This window comes from Emergencia sp. 1XD21-10, assembly GCF_009936045.1.
GTDB classification, from domain to species: Bacteria; Bacillota; Clostridia; order Peptostreptococcales; family Anaerovoracaceae; genus Senimuribacter; species Senimuribacter intestinalis.
Genome location: NZ_QWEQ01000005.1, coordinates 145,746 through 161,428 on the forward strand (window position 1 = coordinate 145,746; position 15,683 = coordinate 161,428).

Annotated in this window: 15 protein-coding genes; 5 read left to right on the top strand and 10 right to left on the bottom strand. The window is 44.5% G+C overall.

All coding sequences use genetic code 11. From position 1 onward, the window contains the following. Positions 1-110 precede the first annotated feature (110 nt). Entirely contained in the window at positions 111-344 is a 234-nt protein-coding gene (locus tag D1151_RS04430) for a helix-turn-helix transcriptional regulator (protein ID WP_160202346.1), read from the top strand. Positions 345-849: 505 nt separating this feature from the next. Here the strand turns inward: D1151_RS04430 and D1151_RS04435 are convergent. The 5 genes from D1151_RS04435 to D1151_RS04455 all read right to left on the bottom strand — a co-directional run bounded on the left by D1151_RS04435 (position 850) and on the right by D1151_RS04455 (position 5,589). After that, complete coding sequence (locus D1151_RS04435; RefSeq protein ID WP_160202345.1) at positions 850-1,680, bottom strand: 3-keto-5-aminohexanoate cleavage protein; 831 nt, start codon at positions 1,678-1,680, stop codon at positions 850-852. A gap of 185 nt (positions 1,681-1,865) precedes the next feature. Continuing rightward, positions 1,866-2,726 carry an RNase adapter RapZ gene (gene rapZ, locus D1151_RS04440; RefSeq protein ID WP_161908098.1) on the bottom strand — a complete coding sequence of 287 codons (861 nt, stop codon included), beginning with the start codon at positions 2,724-2,726 and terminating at the stop codon, positions 1,866-1,868. 15 nt (positions 2,727-2,741) lie between these two features. Beyond that, positions 2,742-3,488 (bottom strand): PHP domain-containing protein, encoded by a 747-nt coding sequence (locus tag D1151_RS04445; RefSeq protein ID WP_160202343.1) that lies wholly within the window; start codon positions 3,486-3,488, stop codon positions 2,742-2,744. After that, positions 3,478-4,353, bottom strand: a complete 876-nt coding sequence (gene murB, locus D1151_RS04450) for a UDP-N-acetylmuramate dehydrogenase (protein WP_161908099.1) — start codon at positions 4,351-4,353, stop codon at positions 3,478-3,480. Before murB ends, D1151_RS04445 begins: the two co-directional genes overlap by 11 nt. Continuing rightward, positions 4,354-5,589, bottom strand: a complete 1,236-nt coding sequence (locus D1151_RS04455) for an AI-2E family transporter (protein ID WP_160202341.1) — start codon at positions 5,587-5,589, stop codon at positions 4,354-4,356. It lies immediately after the preceding gene. Between the two features lie 217 nt (positions 5,590-5,806). On the opposite strand from D1151_RS04455, the gene D1151_RS04460 reads away from it, so the two are divergent. After that, positions 5,807-6,046: a hypothetical protein gene (locus D1151_RS04460; protein WP_160202340.1), complete on the top strand. Its 240-nt coding sequence runs from the start codon at positions 5,807-5,809 to the stop codon at positions 6,044-6,046. Between the two features lie 96 nt (positions 6,047-6,142). Here D1151_RS04460 and D1151_RS04465 read toward each other — a convergent pair whose 3' ends face one another. Beyond that, entirely contained in the window at positions 6,143-6,775 is a 633-nt protein-coding gene (locus tag D1151_RS04465) for a Fic family protein (RefSeq protein WP_161908100.1), read from the bottom strand. 73 nt (positions 6,776-6,848) lie between these two features. Here D1151_RS04465 and D1151_RS04470 point away from each other — a divergent pair, with 73 nt between their 5' ends. Then, positions 6,849-7,448 carry a metallophosphoesterase gene (locus D1151_RS04470; RefSeq protein ID WP_161908101.1) on the top strand — a complete coding sequence of 200 codons (600 nt, stop codon included), beginning with the start codon at positions 6,849-6,851 and terminating at the stop codon, positions 7,446-7,448. A gap of 15 nt (positions 7,449-7,463) precedes the next feature. Here the strand turns inward: D1151_RS04470 and D1151_RS04475 are convergent, their stop codons facing one another. Then, the gene (locus tag D1151_RS04475) at positions 7,464-8,768 is read right to left on the bottom strand and encodes a D-serine ammonia-lyase (protein WP_160202337.1); all 1,305 of its coding nucleotides are present in this window, start codon (positions 8,766-8,768) and stop codon (positions 7,464-7,466) included. A gap of 334 nt (positions 8,769-9,102) precedes the next feature. Here D1151_RS04475 and D1151_RS04480 point away from each other — a divergent pair, with 334 nt between their 5' ends. Then, positions 9,103-9,609: a hypothetical protein gene (locus tag D1151_RS04480; RefSeq protein WP_160202336.1), complete on the top strand. Its 507-nt coding sequence runs from the start codon at positions 9,103-9,105 to the stop codon at positions 9,607-9,609. 61 nt (positions 9,610-9,670) lie between these two features. Here D1151_RS04480 and D1151_RS04485 read toward each other — a convergent pair whose 3' ends face one another. Continuing rightward, on the bottom strand, positions 9,671-11,752 hold the full coding sequence (locus D1151_RS04485) for a sigma-54-dependent Fis family transcriptional regulator (protein WP_161908102.1): 2,082 nt from the start codon (positions 11,750-11,752) through the stop codon (positions 9,671-9,673). Between the two features lie 280 nt (positions 11,753-12,032). On the opposite strand from D1151_RS04485, the gene D1151_RS04490 reads away from it, so the two are divergent. After that, entirely contained in the window at positions 12,033-13,541 is a 1,509-nt protein-coding gene (locus tag D1151_RS04490; RefSeq protein ID WP_161908103.1) for a Na+/H+ antiporter NhaC family protein, read from the top strand. Between the two features lie 71 nt (positions 13,542-13,612). Here D1151_RS04490 and gap read toward each other — a convergent pair whose 3' ends face one another. Both gap and pcp read right to left on the bottom strand, forming a co-directional pair. Beyond that, on the bottom strand, positions 13,613-14,629 hold the full coding sequence (gene gap, locus D1151_RS04495) for a type I glyceraldehyde-3-phosphate dehydrogenase (protein ID WP_161908104.1): 1,017 nt from the start codon (positions 14,627-14,629) through the stop codon (positions 13,613-13,615). Positions 14,630-14,826: 197 nt separating this feature from the next. After that, positions 14,827-15,465, bottom strand: a complete 639-nt coding sequence (gene pcp / locus D1151_RS04500) for a pyroglutamyl-peptidase I (RefSeq protein WP_161908105.1) — start codon at positions 15,463-15,465, stop codon at positions 14,827-14,829. Positions 15,466-15,683 lie beyond the last annotated feature (218 nt).

A 15,683-nucleotide genomic window follows, 5' to 3' on the forward strand; every position in this document is an offset into this window, starting at 1 on the left:
CGTTGCATAGTTTTTAGGTCAATTTGACCTATTCCCCTTTTTACTATTGACATTACTTTACAACTTATGTCATACCAAAACTATCAAGAACGAAAGGAGGTAAATAGGATATGTCATTACAAACATTTGACCAAGTAGCCATGGGTATGCGGATCTGTCTCAGCAGAGAACATGCAGCACTTTCCAGAGAACAGTTAGCTGAATGTCTGGGTATTACGCCAAAATTTCTCGCTAACATTGAGCGCGGCAGCAGAGGACTCTCAATGCAAAAATTCATACTGCTGGTTCAAATCCTGAATGTTTCCGCTGATTATTTAATCTTCGGAAATAATGCTGAAGACTAGCTGAAGTAAAGCTGTAAATCTATCAGTTGCCACGCACTGATAGAAAGACTAAAGACATCGCAAAAGCGGTGTCTTTGTCTACTTCGTTCAATCTCTTCCTGCCTGCACTTCTGAAACAAAAATTCCCTTTGCAGAACTTTACCCTTTGCAGGCGCAAAAAAAGGAAAAAGTATTTATCGTTACAACTCAATTAACGCCTCCACGGCTATTTCGCATTAACTTCTGAACTGAGAAGTATTTCTGTCCAAGAAAATTTGATGAATTTCTTTCTAGTTTCTTTAAATGTTCGCCAAATATCTCACTTTCCATTCTGATTCACTACTTCATACGAAATTTTTCCTTTTTTTGCACGGATAAAGGGCAAAGTTCTGCAAAAGTAAAAAACACTTCGTTTACTGAACTGCGCCGCCCTAGAATTTAACATGTCCATCAGCTATTTATAAAAGCACAGCAAAAGCCGCCGGTATAATCCCCCAGCGGCTTTAAAGATCTTTGCTTAATATACTTATTTCAGTGGAGCAAGACCCAGAATTTCTCTTGCTTCAGCAGGTGTAGCAACTTCTCTGCCGAGCAACTTAGCCAGTTCTACGACCTTAGCGACCATCTGTCCATTGGATTCAGCTAAAACGCCTTTTTCCATGTAAAGGTTATCTTCGAAACCTACACGAACGTGTCCGCCTAAGGAAATAGTAGCAGCAGCGATGTGCCAAGCGTTCTTGCCAAGACCTGTTGCAGTCCAGGTGGAACCTTCAGGAATGGATTCTACCATGTAAACCAGGTCTCTGATGGTAGCGCTCATCTGTACGCCCAGTACGAAGTCCCAGTGAATTGGCTTAGGCAGGAAACCCTTCTTGTGTGCAGTCTTCATAGCAATATCAATCATACCCTTGTCGAATACTTCACATTCAGGCTTAATGCCCCTTTCCTGCATGATCTTTGCAAAGTTGACAATTGTGTTGTCAGTGTTTACAAAGATTTCGTCTCCGCCGAAGTTGCAGGTACCACAGTCTAAAGTAGCCATTTCTGGAGTTGGAACTACCTCTGTGGACTGTAATCTTTCCAAATCGGTCATACCAACAGCACCGCCGGTGGAAGGCTGAATGATTGCGTCCGGACATTCTTTTCTGATTGCATCGATACATTCCTGGAATCTGCCCTTATCCTGAGTTGGTGTACCGTCATCCCATCTAACGTGCAGGTGGATTAAGGATGCGCCGGCATCATAAGCAGATTTTGCTTCTCTAACGATTTCTTCTACAGTGTAAGGAACGTTCGGATTCTGTTCCTTGGTTACTTCTGCGCCGCAAATGCAAGCACTGATAATTAATTTGTCCATTGGTCTTCTCCTTTATAAATATATTCTTCTTCACGCAAGATAATCTGCGCAATGCTCCTCTTCAAACTAGCATACATGTAGTATACCATAAATTCCACTTCCTGGGTAGGGGTGAAATTCAGAAATCCCTGCTCCTCTGCCCGATTCTGCGGCAGTGAGTCGACAATGAATCACCTGCCCATCGCTTACAAATCCCTATGCCGCAGCGTAACACGGTAACCTTTTTCACGAAAAACCTCCGCCATATGATTTGCCATGGTAACAGACCGGTGCTGACCGCCTGTGCAGCCGAAAGCAACGTTCAGATGGTACTTGCCTTCTTTTATATAGCATGGAATAACAGTGTCCATCATAACAGTAAGCTGCGCTGCAAAATCCTTTGCAATCTGCTGCTTCATCACATACTGAAAGACCTTTTTATTGTTGCCTGTCAACCGCTTCAGACTTGGCACATAGTACGGGTTTGGAATAAACCGCATATCAAATACCAGATCTGTTTCAATCGGAATACCATGCTTATATCCAAAAGACGTCACGTTGACCGAAAAAGTGGTCTGCGGATTTTCACCAACGAAAATCCTTTCCATCTCATTCTTAAACCCCGCTGTTTTCATATTGGTGGTATCGATGATGTAGTCGGCACGTCTGCGAAGCTCCGAAAGCTGCTCTCTCTCCTTTTCGATGACTTCACGCGTGGTGGAACCTGCCGAAAGCGGATGGCTGCGCCGAGTCTCGTTATATCTCTTAATTAAGGTTTCATCGGAAGCTTCGATAAACAAAATCTTGCAGCTGACCGCAGGACTCTCCGATAAAAATTCCAGACACTGATTTAAATCACCAAAAAACTCGCCGCCTCGCACGTCAACCACGAAAGCCGCCTTTTCAATGCGCTGCCCCGAATAAGCAGCCAAATCAATAAAATTCTTCATCAGTGCAGGCGGCATATTATCCACACAGTAATAGCCCTGATCCTCAAACCAGTCTGCCGCATTGGTCTTCCCCGCACCTGAAAGACCCGTCACGATGACTACTTTCATCTTCTCCATGCAAAATTCTCCCTGTTACTTCACCAAAGCAATATTCACAATTCTTTCTATGTCAAGCCCAGCCTCAAGCGCTCGCTCCACACCGCCTGCAAAGCTTCCCACTCTGCCCGGGGTATGTGCATCACTGCTGATTACAAAGTTCGCCTCTGTCTTTGCCGCAATTCTGATTTCTTCCACAGTCAAATGGGCATGCCATGTGCTGATCTCCATCAGCGTATCGGTCTCAGCACAGGCTGCCGCAATCGCTGCAATATCAAACCTGCCCTTATCTCCTGGGTGGGTCAGAATCCGCATATCATTCTCATAAAGAGCCTTTAGGGTCATATCTGTATTCTTTGCAAGCAGTTTTCTACCGGTACGCTGACCCACAAAACCATGGGAATCCAGCCAGTTTCCTATACAATAACCGTGAGGGATTCCATAGTGATAACCGCCGATGATAAAATCAAAATACTGCAATTCTTCAGTATTCACATCCAGATATGGCTCCCTTGCCACCACATTTGCTTCCACACCAAGATAAATGTCTATCTGCGGATAAATATTCCGCAGTCTGTCCACTTCCGCACGCATCACCGGAAAATCACTTCTCTTTACACCATAAGTTAAATGTCCCGGTCCATGATCTGTAATAGCAATCCCGGAAAGCCCTGCGGCAACTGCCGCTTTGACATTATCTTCGATGGACCCTTTACCGTGAGAAAAGGTAGTATGGGTGTGATAGTCAAAGATCATTTTGTACTGTCTGCCTTTAATCTCCAATAATTCTTACCTCCGGTTCCAGTTGAACACCAAATTGGTCGAAAACCGTATTCTGTACAAGATGCATCAGGTCGATGATATCCGTTGCCGTGGCGCCGCCTCTATTGACAATAAATCCGCTGTGAAGCTCAGACACCTGCGCACCACCTACAGAAATCCCCTTCAGTCCTGCATCCTGAATCAGCTTACCTGCAAAAAAGCCCTCCGGTCTTTTGAAAAAGCTTCCGGCGCTTGGATACTGCACCGGCTGCTTTTCGTTGCGCCGCCTGGTCAACTCCCGCATAGTATCCGAAATCTCTGCGGAATCTCCTTTAGACAGACGAAGCACTACCGAGACCGCCACCTCACCGGTCTCTTGTAAAATGCTATGGCGATAGGAAAAATCCATTTCCGCGCCGGACACCGTTCGCAAAATGCGACCGTCTCTGCTGACCAGATTCACACTTTCGACGATATCTTTCATCTCGCCACCGTAAGCACCTGCATTCATAAATACAGCGCCGCCAATGCTGCCCGGAATACCGCTTGCAAATTCAAAGCCAGTCAAAGACTCTGCCAGCGCAAACTTTGCCACAGAAGACATCAGTGCGCTGCAGCCGCAGACCAGCTTTTCGCCGGTTTCTCCATGGGCCTTCACTTGATTAAAATTTTCACCCAGCTTCACCACTGTGCCTGCAAATCCGCTGTCCTTTACTAGCGTGTTGGAACCATTTCCAAGAATTAGATAAGGTTTCTTTTCTCTGTCAATCTCAGCAAGCACCTGCCTCAACTCGTCTACAGACTCTACGATGATAAGTTCTGCAGCCTTTCCCCCTGTCTTAAAAGAAGTATACTCCTTCATCTCTATATTTGTTAATCTCTCCATCTATAATACGTCCTTCCTATTTATGTCATATTTGTTAAAGTCCTGATAATCCACTGTATCAGCTGGCATACTCTTGCGTATCAGCCGTTTTCTCAGATACTGGTTCAGATAGTAGAATACGATTGCACAAACCGGTACCCCCAGCACCATACCGACAAATCCAAAGAGCCCGCCGCCCATCAAAATGGCAAAAAGTACCCAGAAGCTGGCAAGACCAGTAGTTCCTCCCAGAATCTTCGGCCCCAGAATGTTTCCGTCAAACTGCTGCAGAGCCAAAATCAATAACAGGAAATACAGCGCCTGCATTGGACTGGAAAAGCAAATAATCACAGCTGACGGAACAGCACCGATAAACGGTCCAAAAAAAGGAATAATATTGGTAACGCCCACAATAGTGCTGACCAGCACCGTATAAGGGAGTCCAAATATAGTCATCAGTATAAAACACAAAATCCCAATAATTAAAGAATCTATCAGCTTCCCGTTAATAAAGCCCCCAAAAGTCTTATTGCAGAAGTTCGCAAATTCCTGCAGCTCCTGCCCCTGCTTTCTGCTCATCGTTGCTGCAATCAGTTTCTTTGTCTGTGCCTTAAACTGCTCCTTGCTGTTAAGAAAATATACACAGATAATCACACCGATAAACATATCCATCAGAGTACGCACCGTTACGATGACACCCTGAGAAATCTGGGTCATATATTCACCGATTCTTGGCAAAAACTCTGCCTCTGTCCAAGTCATAAAGGAATCTCTGGCTCTGCTTAAAATAGCCTCCGCCGTACCTGCAAGTTCCGGAAAGCGCTCCGCTGTAAAAGTATTCTCAATCCATAGAATCAAATCATTAAACTTATCCGGTGCCTCCTGCACCAGACCTACAATGCTGCGAATGGTCTCCGGCAGCACCATGGCAAAAAGTCCTCCAACCACACCGAAGAACACGAAAAGAGAAACCAGCGTTCCTACAACTCTGGCAAGACGAAATGCCGTTTTTTTCTCTCTGAATCTGCATGCCGAAACCCGGTACACTCTTCGCACCACCGCATTGTAAATCGGACAGAGCAAATATGCCACCACCAGACCAAAAATAAATGGGAATAATATGGAAGTGACCTCCGACCAGGCTTCTCTGATACTATCTAAATGTATGATACACTCAAACAGCACAATCAGTGCTGCTCCGGAAGCAAAAATAGTAAGCCCCAGTTTTGCATAGTGACTCTGAAAACGTTCCTTCAATGACTTACACCCCTATTTCTAATTCTCATTTTCATAAAACCTTTCGCCTATACTTCTATACTATTTTATACTACCACAAAACTCCTATCTTTACCATAATATCTCCCATAGAATATTCATAAATAGTTTTAAATTTTTATAAATTTCCCCTTGACAATTCCGCTTCAGGTTGTATAATTATTTTATCATTCAAATAAACATACGGAGGATATACACTATGCAAAAGAAACTTCATGCAGAATGTCCTACTTATCTTGAACTAGAACTGACAAACAACGAAATATCTATGATTAATGGCAAAGAACTGAATAAGGAAGGCGTCGAGCACGTCATCAACTATCTGGGACAAGAAGTAGATGTAAAGGCAGAAGACGTATTCGAAAAAGTCCAGATGCTAAATACCGTAAATGGTGTTGTTACTCTCAAACTTTATGACGGCATGGTAACTGCCGTATAACAACTTCATTTTATTCTACACTAAAAAGAACTGTTTTCCCGCCGGAAATCCGGCACCCCCAGGGAAACAGTTCTTTTGTTTATGTCTGCAAAAAATTTACAGCGGCGTTTCTTTACTTTCCGCCATCAGCCTGTTCAGTTTAAGGTTTTCCAAAATCCTTGATTCCCTGCCGAACCGCACATAATCCGCCAGAGCGCTGTTATACTCGCTCTCACTCAAGGTCAGAGGATACAAGTCCAGACCACAGTAAAGCAATTCATATTCCATCGCCGCACGGGCAATGAGTTCATTATACCTATCGAAAGGGTAGATTCTAATCAGCTCATTATGGACAAACACGGCAGCTTCCAGCCCGTTTACCACCGGGTGTGCATGAAGCCCGCGAAACAGCTTGGAAAGTTCTCCCTCGATTTCCTGCGGCAGTACCGGGTTATAGCTGAGGTGGGTCAAAATCGGTGTTCGTTTGCGAAACACCCCTTCCTCTCCTCCGGAAAACACACTGTAAAAACGCTGCAAAGTGCGCACGCAAAGTTCCTCTTCAATTCCTAAAACCCGTTCCATCTCCGTCAGCGCTTCCAGCAGATTGGTTACCAGCAGGTGCTCTTCCAAGGAGGCCTCCAGTACATATTCCCCTCCCGCAATTCGTGCCGCCTGCTCCATATCCATAGCACTTCCCGAAAGGCGCAGATTCATCAAAACCCATTGTATTCGCTTTTCATCTCTGTTCATATCTCGTTTCATACTATTATTTTAACACAAAAGTGCGCAGGTGTGTTATACTATATTTACGGAGGAACAATTTATGAAGATTTTTTTAACCAGCGACACCCACGGCTCTATCACAAAAGCCCAGGAAGTCCTTGCGAACCTTTCCGATATTGACCTGATTATCCACTGCGGCGACTACAAAGATGACGGCCAGTGGCTCAGCGAAGTGACTGGCATCCCCGCTGTCTGTGTCCACGGAAACAGCGACCGGTGCAATCCTTCCGATTTCACTACCGTTGACACCCCTTACGGCAAAATACTGGTCATCCATGGTCACATGCAGCTGGTAGAGTTTCGTCTTGACAACTTGCTCTATCAGGCAATGGAAAAGGACTGCACTGCAGCCTGCTACGGTCATACCCATATTGCCGCCTATGAAAAAGTGAATGGCATCCATCTGATTAATCCGGGCAGTCTAACAGACCCCAGAGACGGCAGCGGCGGCACCTTTGCTATCATTACCAGCACAGAAAATGACTTCTGCGTGGACATCGTCCGCTATGACACGTTCATGGACTCTCACCGAAAAGCCGAACCTCCCGTCAATTCCGAGTCCAATTCCCAAAAGAAAAATGCGCCGAAAGTCAAAGGCGGCTTCCTGCACAAATTACTCAACTATAGCGACCGGTTTTAAAGACACCAGTTCCAATTATTTTCCCATCGCATAATACGCCTGCATTTCTGCTTCCGGCACCATGCTTCCGCCGGTAGCCCAGAGAATATGTGTGGCGTTTTTTAGTTTGTCCTTTAAATTGTTTTTAATCAGATAGCCTTCCGCAGAAAGCACATGCCCCGGTCCTGTAAAAGACGCGCATGCCGACGGTTCAATCCACAAATCCTCAGAATCTGCCAGCTTTGCCAGATACGGGTAGAGCTTGTCATCTTCGATGGTATAGCAACCGTCCAAAAGAGTTTCCATAATACTGCCCACAAGTCTGGACGGTCTTCCTACAGCCAGTCCGTCTGCCGCCGTCTTTCCGTCAAGGCCTACATCTCCGACGGAAATCTCATCGTGAAGACCTGTCAGCATACCCAGTGTCATACATGGCGCATGGGTTGGTTCAGCAAAAAAAATATGAATATGTTCTCCGAAAAGCATTTTCAGTCCAAATGCCACACCACCCGGTGCGCCGCCAACGCCGCATGGAATATACACGAAAACCGGGTTATCTTCATCACAGGTAATCATCTGCCTCTTGAACTGATCTGCCAGTCTCTTTGCTGCTACTGAATACCCTAAAAATAAATCCGAAGAGCCTTCATCATCTACAAAATGACACATAGGATCTTTTGCTGCTTCTTTACGCCCTTCCGCAACTGCTTTCTGATAGTCATCTTGATATTCAATAACAGTAACTCCCTTCTGGCGCAGCAGTTCCTTTTTCCATGCTCTTGCATCAGCTGACATATGCACTGTCACCTTAAAACCCAGCTTTGCACTGATAATGCCGATAGATAGTCCCAGGTTCCCCGTAGAACCTACTGCTACACTGTATTCCCCGAAAACTTTCTTAAAGCGCTCTTGCGCAAGTACTGCGTAATCATCCCCGATAGAAAGCATACCTCGTTCTATGGCGATGGTTTCTGCAAATTTCAGCACCTCATAAATACCACCCCGTGCTTTGATGGAGCCAGAAACAGCCAGGTGACTGTCACACTTTAAAAACATTCTGCCCGGAATTTCCCGATTCATCTCCTCCTCAAAAACTTTCTTCATTCTTGTGATTTCCGTAAGAGGCGACTCAATGATACCGTCCGTATTTTCCGTTTCAGGAAAGGCCGTCTTAATATACGATGCAAAACGTGCAAGCCGTGCACCGGCATCCTCGATATCTGCTAAAGAAAAAGGCAACTCTTTCTCTCTTCCAGCTTTCTCATTAAGCCAGAAAATCTCATCACAATTTATCATATTCTGTATTATGGGATGTTCCACAATTAATTTGTCGATGTCCATTGTCCGCTCCTTTCTATACATACAAAGAGTCGCTACTATTATACACTATTTCTGGTATAAAAAAAAGTTTCAATTTCGGTACGATTTTCACTCTTTTGACCCATAATCGGCTCAATTTCAGCAAGTTTTTCCCGTACATTCTGCAAAATTCGACGTACGTCATTATTCTTCCAAATTTTCATGCCGCTACACATTGAAAAATACACATTCTTCATCCCTGCAAAAATTATGGATTTTTTCGAAAAGTCCTACTCTTTTTGGCACAGTTTATGCTATAATTAACAGTAATCAATATAATTTCTCTTTCCCTATATAAAAACATGGAGGTAAAAAAATGAGCAATACAGTTATGCTGAAAAGAGCCTTTAATCAGGCTGTCGCCACTGGCGCAGTTCGCTTTACCGACGCAGACACCGACCTTTTAGTCATCAAAACCTATATTCTGGACTATGCAAAGAAGAACAGTGTCGATATTTCCGCCGCAGAAGTTGAAAGTTTCATCAAGGACCAGCAGAAAAAGTTAAAAAGTCTCTCCACTAAAATCACCGGCGACGGTGTGCATGTAGATATAGAGCAGATTTCCGAAAACTACAAACCGCTGGAAATTTCCAAAGATGAGATGTTAAAAGAAGCATTTGCCCGCGCTGCTTCAAACCCAGCCATCGCATTTTATGACAAAAAACTTGATTTCACTATCATCAAAAATGGTATGGCAGAATTCGCAAAGGAATGCAATATCGAAGTCACTGAACAGGAAATCGTAGATTATATCAAAAAATCTTTCCACGAAATGAATGAAGCTGCAAAAGACTTTTCCTATGAATTTAATGCAATGAAATAGTTTTTCCCACACTAAAAAAGCTGTGTTTTCCTTCGGTCTCGCAGCTTTTTCATTTCTCCTATTATAATCCGTATTTTAATTTCTTTCTTGCGAGGGTGGTCTGGGGCAAACCCAGAAGTTCTGCCGCCCGTCTGGTGGTTCCCTCTTTTTTCAGAGCATACTCAATAATCTGCTTCTCCTGCTGATTCATCAGCTGATGAAAGTCCAGACTGTCACTATATTCAAAGCTTTTCCTGATATTAATCATCATATCTCCATAAGCATTTTCATTGAGAATCTCATCCACATCTTCGGCTGTAATCACCACGTTCCTGCTGCTGATAATTAGGCGATGCATGACATTTTCCAGTTCCCGCACGTTGCCCGGCCAGTGATACTTATAAAGCTGACCTAAAGCCTCCGGCGACAGTTCCTTGTGGATTCTGTATTTTTTCGTCCAGCTGTCAGCAAAAGTCTGGGCAAGACACAGCACATCTTCCTTTCTTTCCCTCAAAGCAGGTACATCAATTTTACAAATATTCAGCCTGTAGTACAAATCTTCTCTGAAGGTTCCCTGCTCCACTAGGTCCTTTAAAGGCACATTATTGGCAACAATAACCCGCACATTGACAGAAATCTGTCTGGTACCGCCTACTTTGAAGAACTGGTTTTCCTGGAGCACCCGAAGAAGCTTTGACTGCATGTTCATTGACAGGGTGCCGATTTCATCGAGGAATAAAATTCCTCCGTCAGCAAGCTCAAAATACCCCGTTTTTCCAGATGATGCTGCCCCGGTGAAAGCGCCCGCCTCATATCCAAAGAACTCAGACTCCGCTAGACCTTCTGCAATAGTGGCGCAGTTAATTTTCACACAGGGCTTTAAACAGCGATCGCTGTTCTGATGAATCAGAGAAAGAATCTTTTCCTTGCCGACGCCGGTTTCTCCCTGAATAATTACGTTGCAGTCGTACTTTGCCACATTCATGACTTCCTCAATCATGCTTTTCGTCACCTTGCTTTGATAGACAAAATCATCCTCTTTGCCCGCTGCAATCCGCATGATGTTCTCCGCCTGACTTTTTGTCAGTACTTTCTTCCGATTCTTTTTCTCGTAAAGACGATTGATTTCCTCCAGCTGATTCCTGATTTTACGCACAATTCGCAAAGTAAACTGGGGATAATCCTTCAGATACTGGTCGAAAGCATACATGGTGGTCATCTTACCAAGAGACTCCGCCGCCAATTGGGCTGCGCCATAATGATTTTCTACCGACGTAAAATACACATCGCCAAAAGGCTTTATCATCAGTACCGCTAATGTTTCTGCACCAAAAATATCTTCCGCTACGATAATCTGATCTACCTGATCCAAATTCGGTTCTTCTCTTCGCAGTGCCTCAAAGGACGCAACCGGCATTGCTAGATTCGTAAAGAAAACTTGCCCTACAAGGGGTTTCATCACATTTCTAATTTCTTTTTGCGAAAGTCCTTCCCTGCTTTCCTCATCCATCACCACCGTCACATGAGAATCTGCAATTCCCGCCTCTTTCAAAGCCGCCGCATACAGCAGTGTACCATAGACAGTTCTTCCGATAATGACCAATTTTTTGTTGGCATGCTCCAGCGCAATATTATACGCCCCAAAGAGACTGCCCGCCTCATCAATTGCCGCCAAGGTGTAGTCCGGACTTAGATTCCTATCTGCTATGTGAACGGGCGATGTCTCAAAGAGAATTGCATAACCGCTACAAACAATCTGTCCGTAGTTAAAATCTATCTCGTGAATTTCTTCAATATATACAGGAATGCTGCTCAAAGAGGCGATACAGTAAATTCGGTCGCCTTCCACTGCACCTACCTCCGAAGTCAAATCTTCTGCAATCTCTTCCACCGTTCCTATCAGCACACCGCCGGAACCAATAAAAGGATTATGCAGTTTGCCTCGCTTCTCCACTAAATCCAAAATCTTACTCCGAATTTTGTTTTCATCATATCCGCTGCTGGTACAAATCTGCTGAAAATTCCCCCATTCTAAGTGAATTCGTTCAAGAGAAACTCTCGCTTCCTTGCTAAAAAGCGTGCGGCTGTTGTCAACTTTCCATGCCGTTGCCGGCACGACACCTTTGGGTTCTAATACCCGATTTAAACCATAATTTCTGTCCATTCCTAACTCCTATTCCTTAACAATGCAAGGCTATCCTTTCTTAATCCTATGATAGAACCAGAAAAAAGTCAACCTTTTGAGTCATTTTTGGCGTGTAATTTTTATATTTTTCTCAAAAATGGTTCGTATGCGTGAACAAGACACAATTTTTCTATGTTCTTAAAGTCCTTTTCATACCTTGCAAATACTGTCTCATTGCGTAATTTTCAGACAACTTTCTACTCTTGGCACAGATATTGCTCTTTACATGGGTGGGATTTATTAAGTAAAGGAGAAAAAAATGAACGTTTTAAAAGCAATCTTCAAGTTCGTGCCAATTTTTATTCTGGCAGGACTGATGATGTCCGGACAGGACGCTTTGCTTGCTGCTACTATCGCTGCAGTTGCTGCGGTTGTTGTAGCTAAGCTGACAGAAAGAATTTCTTTTAAAGAATGTATGGACGCTGCTATGGACAGTGTAAAAAACATTATTGTGGCATTATTTATTCTGATGTTTGCCTATGCAATGGCCAGCGCCTTCATGTCAACAGGCGTAGGGGCTTCTGTTGTAAACATCGCTTTATCACTGGGTATCACAGCGAGAACTGTTGCGATTGTAGGGCTTTGCGTAACAGGCATACTCTCTGTTGCTACTGGCACATCTTGGGGCACCTTTGCAGCATGTGCTCCGATTTTCCTGTGGCTGGTGCATATCGTTGACCCTAACTGCATCGAAACCGGCAGCCTGCTTCTGACTACCTGTGCAATCGCAGGGGGCGCATGCTTTGGTGACAACATCGGTCTGATTTCCGATACTACCATCGTATCCTCCGGTATTCAGGGCGTAGAAGTTGTAGACAGAATCAGAAGTCAGGGCGTATGGTCTGTACTGTGTCTGGTTCTTGCTGCTATCGTATTCTTCATTGCCGCTACCGTAATGGGGCTTCCTAATCAGGCGGTAGAAGCCTCCAACGTACTGGACTCCGTTCCACAGAGCGCGCTGGATTATCTGGCTGAAGAAAAGCCTGAAGCGATTAATCTTCTGGATCAGGTACAAAACGGCGTAGCACTTTACATGATAGTTCCTCTCATTCTGGTAATTGGCCTTGCAATTTCAGGGCTGAACACATTCGGCTGTATCGGCACCGGTATCGTATCTGCCTACGTTCTTGGACTTTTCGCAGGCACTACTTCCTTCAACGGCGGCGGACTGCAGGACTATCTGAACATGTGTATGGACGGCTTTGCTGACGCAGGCAGCTGGGTAATCATCATGATGATGTGGGTTGCTGCATTCGGCGGCATCATGGGCAAGATGAAAGCCTTCGATCCGCTGGCAAACTTGATTGTAAGAGTTTCCCACAATGTAAGACAGCTAATGTTCTGCAACGGCTTGCTTTGCCTTACTGGTAATGCAATCCTGTCCGATGAGATGGCACAGATTGTAACGGTTGGTCCAATCATCAAAGGAATTACAGAAGAAAACGTAGAAGCTGAAACAGAAGAAGACATGTATAAGCTGAAACTGCGAAATGCTACTTTCGGTGATGCAATGGGTGTATTCGGCTCTCAGCTAATTCCATGGCACGTATACCTTGGATTCTATGTTGGTATCGCAGCAAACGTATATCCGCTGTTCCAATTCTCTAACACAGACTTCATCAAGTATAATTTTATGGCAATGATTGCTGTAGCTTCTATTCTGATTCTGACTGTCACCGGTCTGGATAGAGTGATTCCGCTCTTCGGACTGCCAAAAGAACCAAAAGTCAAACTCAGGAAAAAAACAGACAAAGAAAACATCGCGTAAATTCCAGTATAATCCCACCTAAAAGGCGCAGGCTCTCATCAAAGAAGCCTGCGCCTTTTCTTATCCGCATATTAAAGGAAATTTCTCAGATATTTCAGCGTTCTTATCATCTGAGACACGTAGCTGCATTCGTTATCATACCATGCAACCACACGAACCTCATAAATCTTGGTGCCGCATCTTTGAGCAAGGGTTTGTGTAGCGTCAAAGAGGGAACCGTAGTTCATGCCGATGATATCGCTGGATACCAACTCTTCCTCTGTATAGCCAAAAGACTCGCTGGCAGCAGCCTTCATGGCCGCATTAATGCCTTCTACCGTTACAGACTCTGTCTCGTCTTTCAGTGTAGCATCCAAAATAGTGATAGATCCGGAAGGCACTGGTACACGCTGTGCAGAGCCAATCAGCTTTCCATCAAGTTCTGGAATCACCAGACCGATAGCCTTTGCTGCACCGGTGCTATTAGGCACGATATTGACTGCACCAGCCCTTGCACGGCGAAAATCGCCTTTTCTGTGGGGTCCGTCCAAAAGCATCTGATCTCCGGTGTAAGCGTGAATGGTCGTCATAAAACCGGTACGAATTTCCCGGTAATCGTTAAGCGCCTTTGCCATAGGAGCCAGACAGTTGGTGGTGCAGGACGCTGCGGAAATGATATCATCTTCGGCAGTCAATGTTTCATGGTTAGTTCCGTAAACGATAGTCTTTAAATCGTTTCCAGCAGGAGCAGAGATTAGAACCTTCTTTGCACCAGCGCGAAGATGCGCCTCTGACTTTGCTTTGGAGCAGAAAAAGCCTGTGCATTCCAGCACGATATCTATACCCAGTTCTTTCCACGGCAACTGCTGCGGTTCTTTCTCCGAAAGAATCGCAATCTTCTTTCCGTCTACCGTGATGGAGTTTTCATCGCTGGTCACCGTATGACCGCGGTATCCGCCCTGCACGCTGTCATACTTCAGCAGATGTGCCAGCATCGCCGGTTCTGTCAGGTCGTTGATGGCTGTGACCTCCATAGTTTCATCTTCAAAAATCTGTCTGAATGCCAGCCTACCGATTCGTCCAAATCCATTAATTGCAATCTTTGTCATGTTTCACACCCTCCTCATTGTACTGCCCGTTTTTAACACCCGCATGTAATCCCCTGTCAGCAGGCAGTCTGTTAACTATAGTATAGCACAAACCCAACCAAAGTTAATCACAAAAACCAAGATGCGATGAATTATTTAAAAATTTTTAAAATTTTCTGCTGCAACTGCAGGATTGGAGCAGAAATCATCTATCGTTATCACTGCAGTGTTCCCATAGATACATGGCTTTCTTCTCCGCAGAGCGCCGCGGAAATGGCAGCCTGCAGTCCCTTAACCATGTCAGCAAGTTCCATCGACGGCATGTCAGGTCGTTCCGTCACCTGTTCAGGAATATATGGCACATGAATAAAGCCCGCCTTCATCTGGGGATAAAACTTGTCCGCTAAATATAATGCTTCATATAACAGAGTGTTGCAAACGTAACTTCCCGCAGAATAAGACAACTCTGCCTTAACACCAACAGCTCTAATCCGCTCAACCATAGCCTTCACTGGCAAAGTAGCAAAGTAAGCATTTGCTCCGTCTTCTCTAATGGGCACATCAACAGGCTGCTTTCCATCGTTATCAGCAATCCGTGCATCAATCAGGTTAATTCCAATTCGCTCTACCTCAATCGCATCAACGCCTCCCGCCTGCCCAATACACAGCACCATATCAGGGCGATGCAGTTTTACTTCCCCTGCAAAAACTTCTCTACCCCGGTCAAAGACTACCGGAATTTCTTTTTTTATTATCTGTGCTCGCACGATTTCATCGGGCAAAAGCCGTACTGCTTCCCAAGAAGGATTCATCACTTCTCCTCCAAAAGGTTCAAAACCCGTTATCAATAATTTCATCTGTTGTGACTCCTTTATTTTGTTGTACATGTCCGTCAAACAACTTATTGAAAATTTACGCAAACATAATTCACAAGTGCTTTCTATATCAATACATCCGTCAGTAGATAAGTTTAATCATTTCTATGAGAATATAAACTATAAAACTCTATCTTGGAAAGAATCTTTGCAGTTCCTTAGTAATCTCCTGTACGTCCCTAGCAATCTTTTGTGCCTTT

Excerpts from the sequence above, each read along its gene's own strand:
- pcp (WP_161908105.1), bottom strand. The coding sequence starts at position 15,465 with ATGAAATTATTGATAACGGGTTTTGAACCTTTTGGAGGAGAAGTGATG.
- D1151_RS04485 (WP_161908102.1), bottom strand. The coding sequence starts at position 11,752 with ATGGACAGAAATTATGGTTTAAATCGGGTATTAGAACCCAAAGGTGTC.
- murB (WP_161908099.1), bottom strand. The coding sequence starts at position 4,353 with ATGGAGAGATTAACAAATATAGAGATGAAGGAGTATACTTCTTTTAAG.
- D1151_RS04490 (WP_161908103.1), top strand. The coding sequence starts at position 12,033 with ATGAACGTTTTAAAAGCAATCTTCAAGTTCGTGCCAATTTTTATTCTG.
- D1151_RS04480 (WP_160202336.1), top strand. The coding sequence starts at position 9,103 with ATGAGCAATACAGTTATGCTGAAAAGAGCCTTTAATCAGGCTGTCGCC.
- D1151_RS04470 (WP_161908101.1), top strand. The coding sequence starts at position 6,849 with ATGAAGATTTTTTTAACCAGCGACACCCACGGCTCTATCACAAAAGCC.
- D1151_RS04460 (WP_160202340.1), top strand. The coding sequence starts at position 5,807 with ATGCAAAAGAAACTTCATGCAGAATGTCCTACTTATCTTGAACTAGAA.
- rapZ (WP_161908098.1), bottom strand. The coding sequence starts at position 2,726 with ATGGAGAAGATGAAAGTAGTCATCGTGACGGGTCTTTCAGGTGCGGGG.
- D1151_RS04435 (WP_160202345.1), bottom strand. The coding sequence starts at position 1,680 with ATGGACAAATTAATTATCAGTGCTTGCATTTGCGGCGCAGAAGTAACC.
- D1151_RS04430 (WP_160202346.1), top strand. The coding sequence starts at position 111 with ATGTCATTACAAACATTTGACCAAGTAGCCATGGGTATGCGGATCTGT.
- D1151_RS04465 (WP_161908100.1), bottom strand. The coding sequence starts at position 6,775 with ATGAACAGAGATGAAAAGCGAATACAATGGGTTTTGATGAATCTGCGC.
- gap (WP_161908104.1), bottom strand. The coding sequence starts at position 14,629 with ATGACAAAGATTGCAATTAATGGATTTGGACGAATCGGTAGGCTGGCA.
- D1151_RS04475 (WP_160202337.1), bottom strand. The coding sequence starts at position 8,768 with ATGGACATCGACAAATTAATTGTGGAACATCCCATAATACAGAATATG.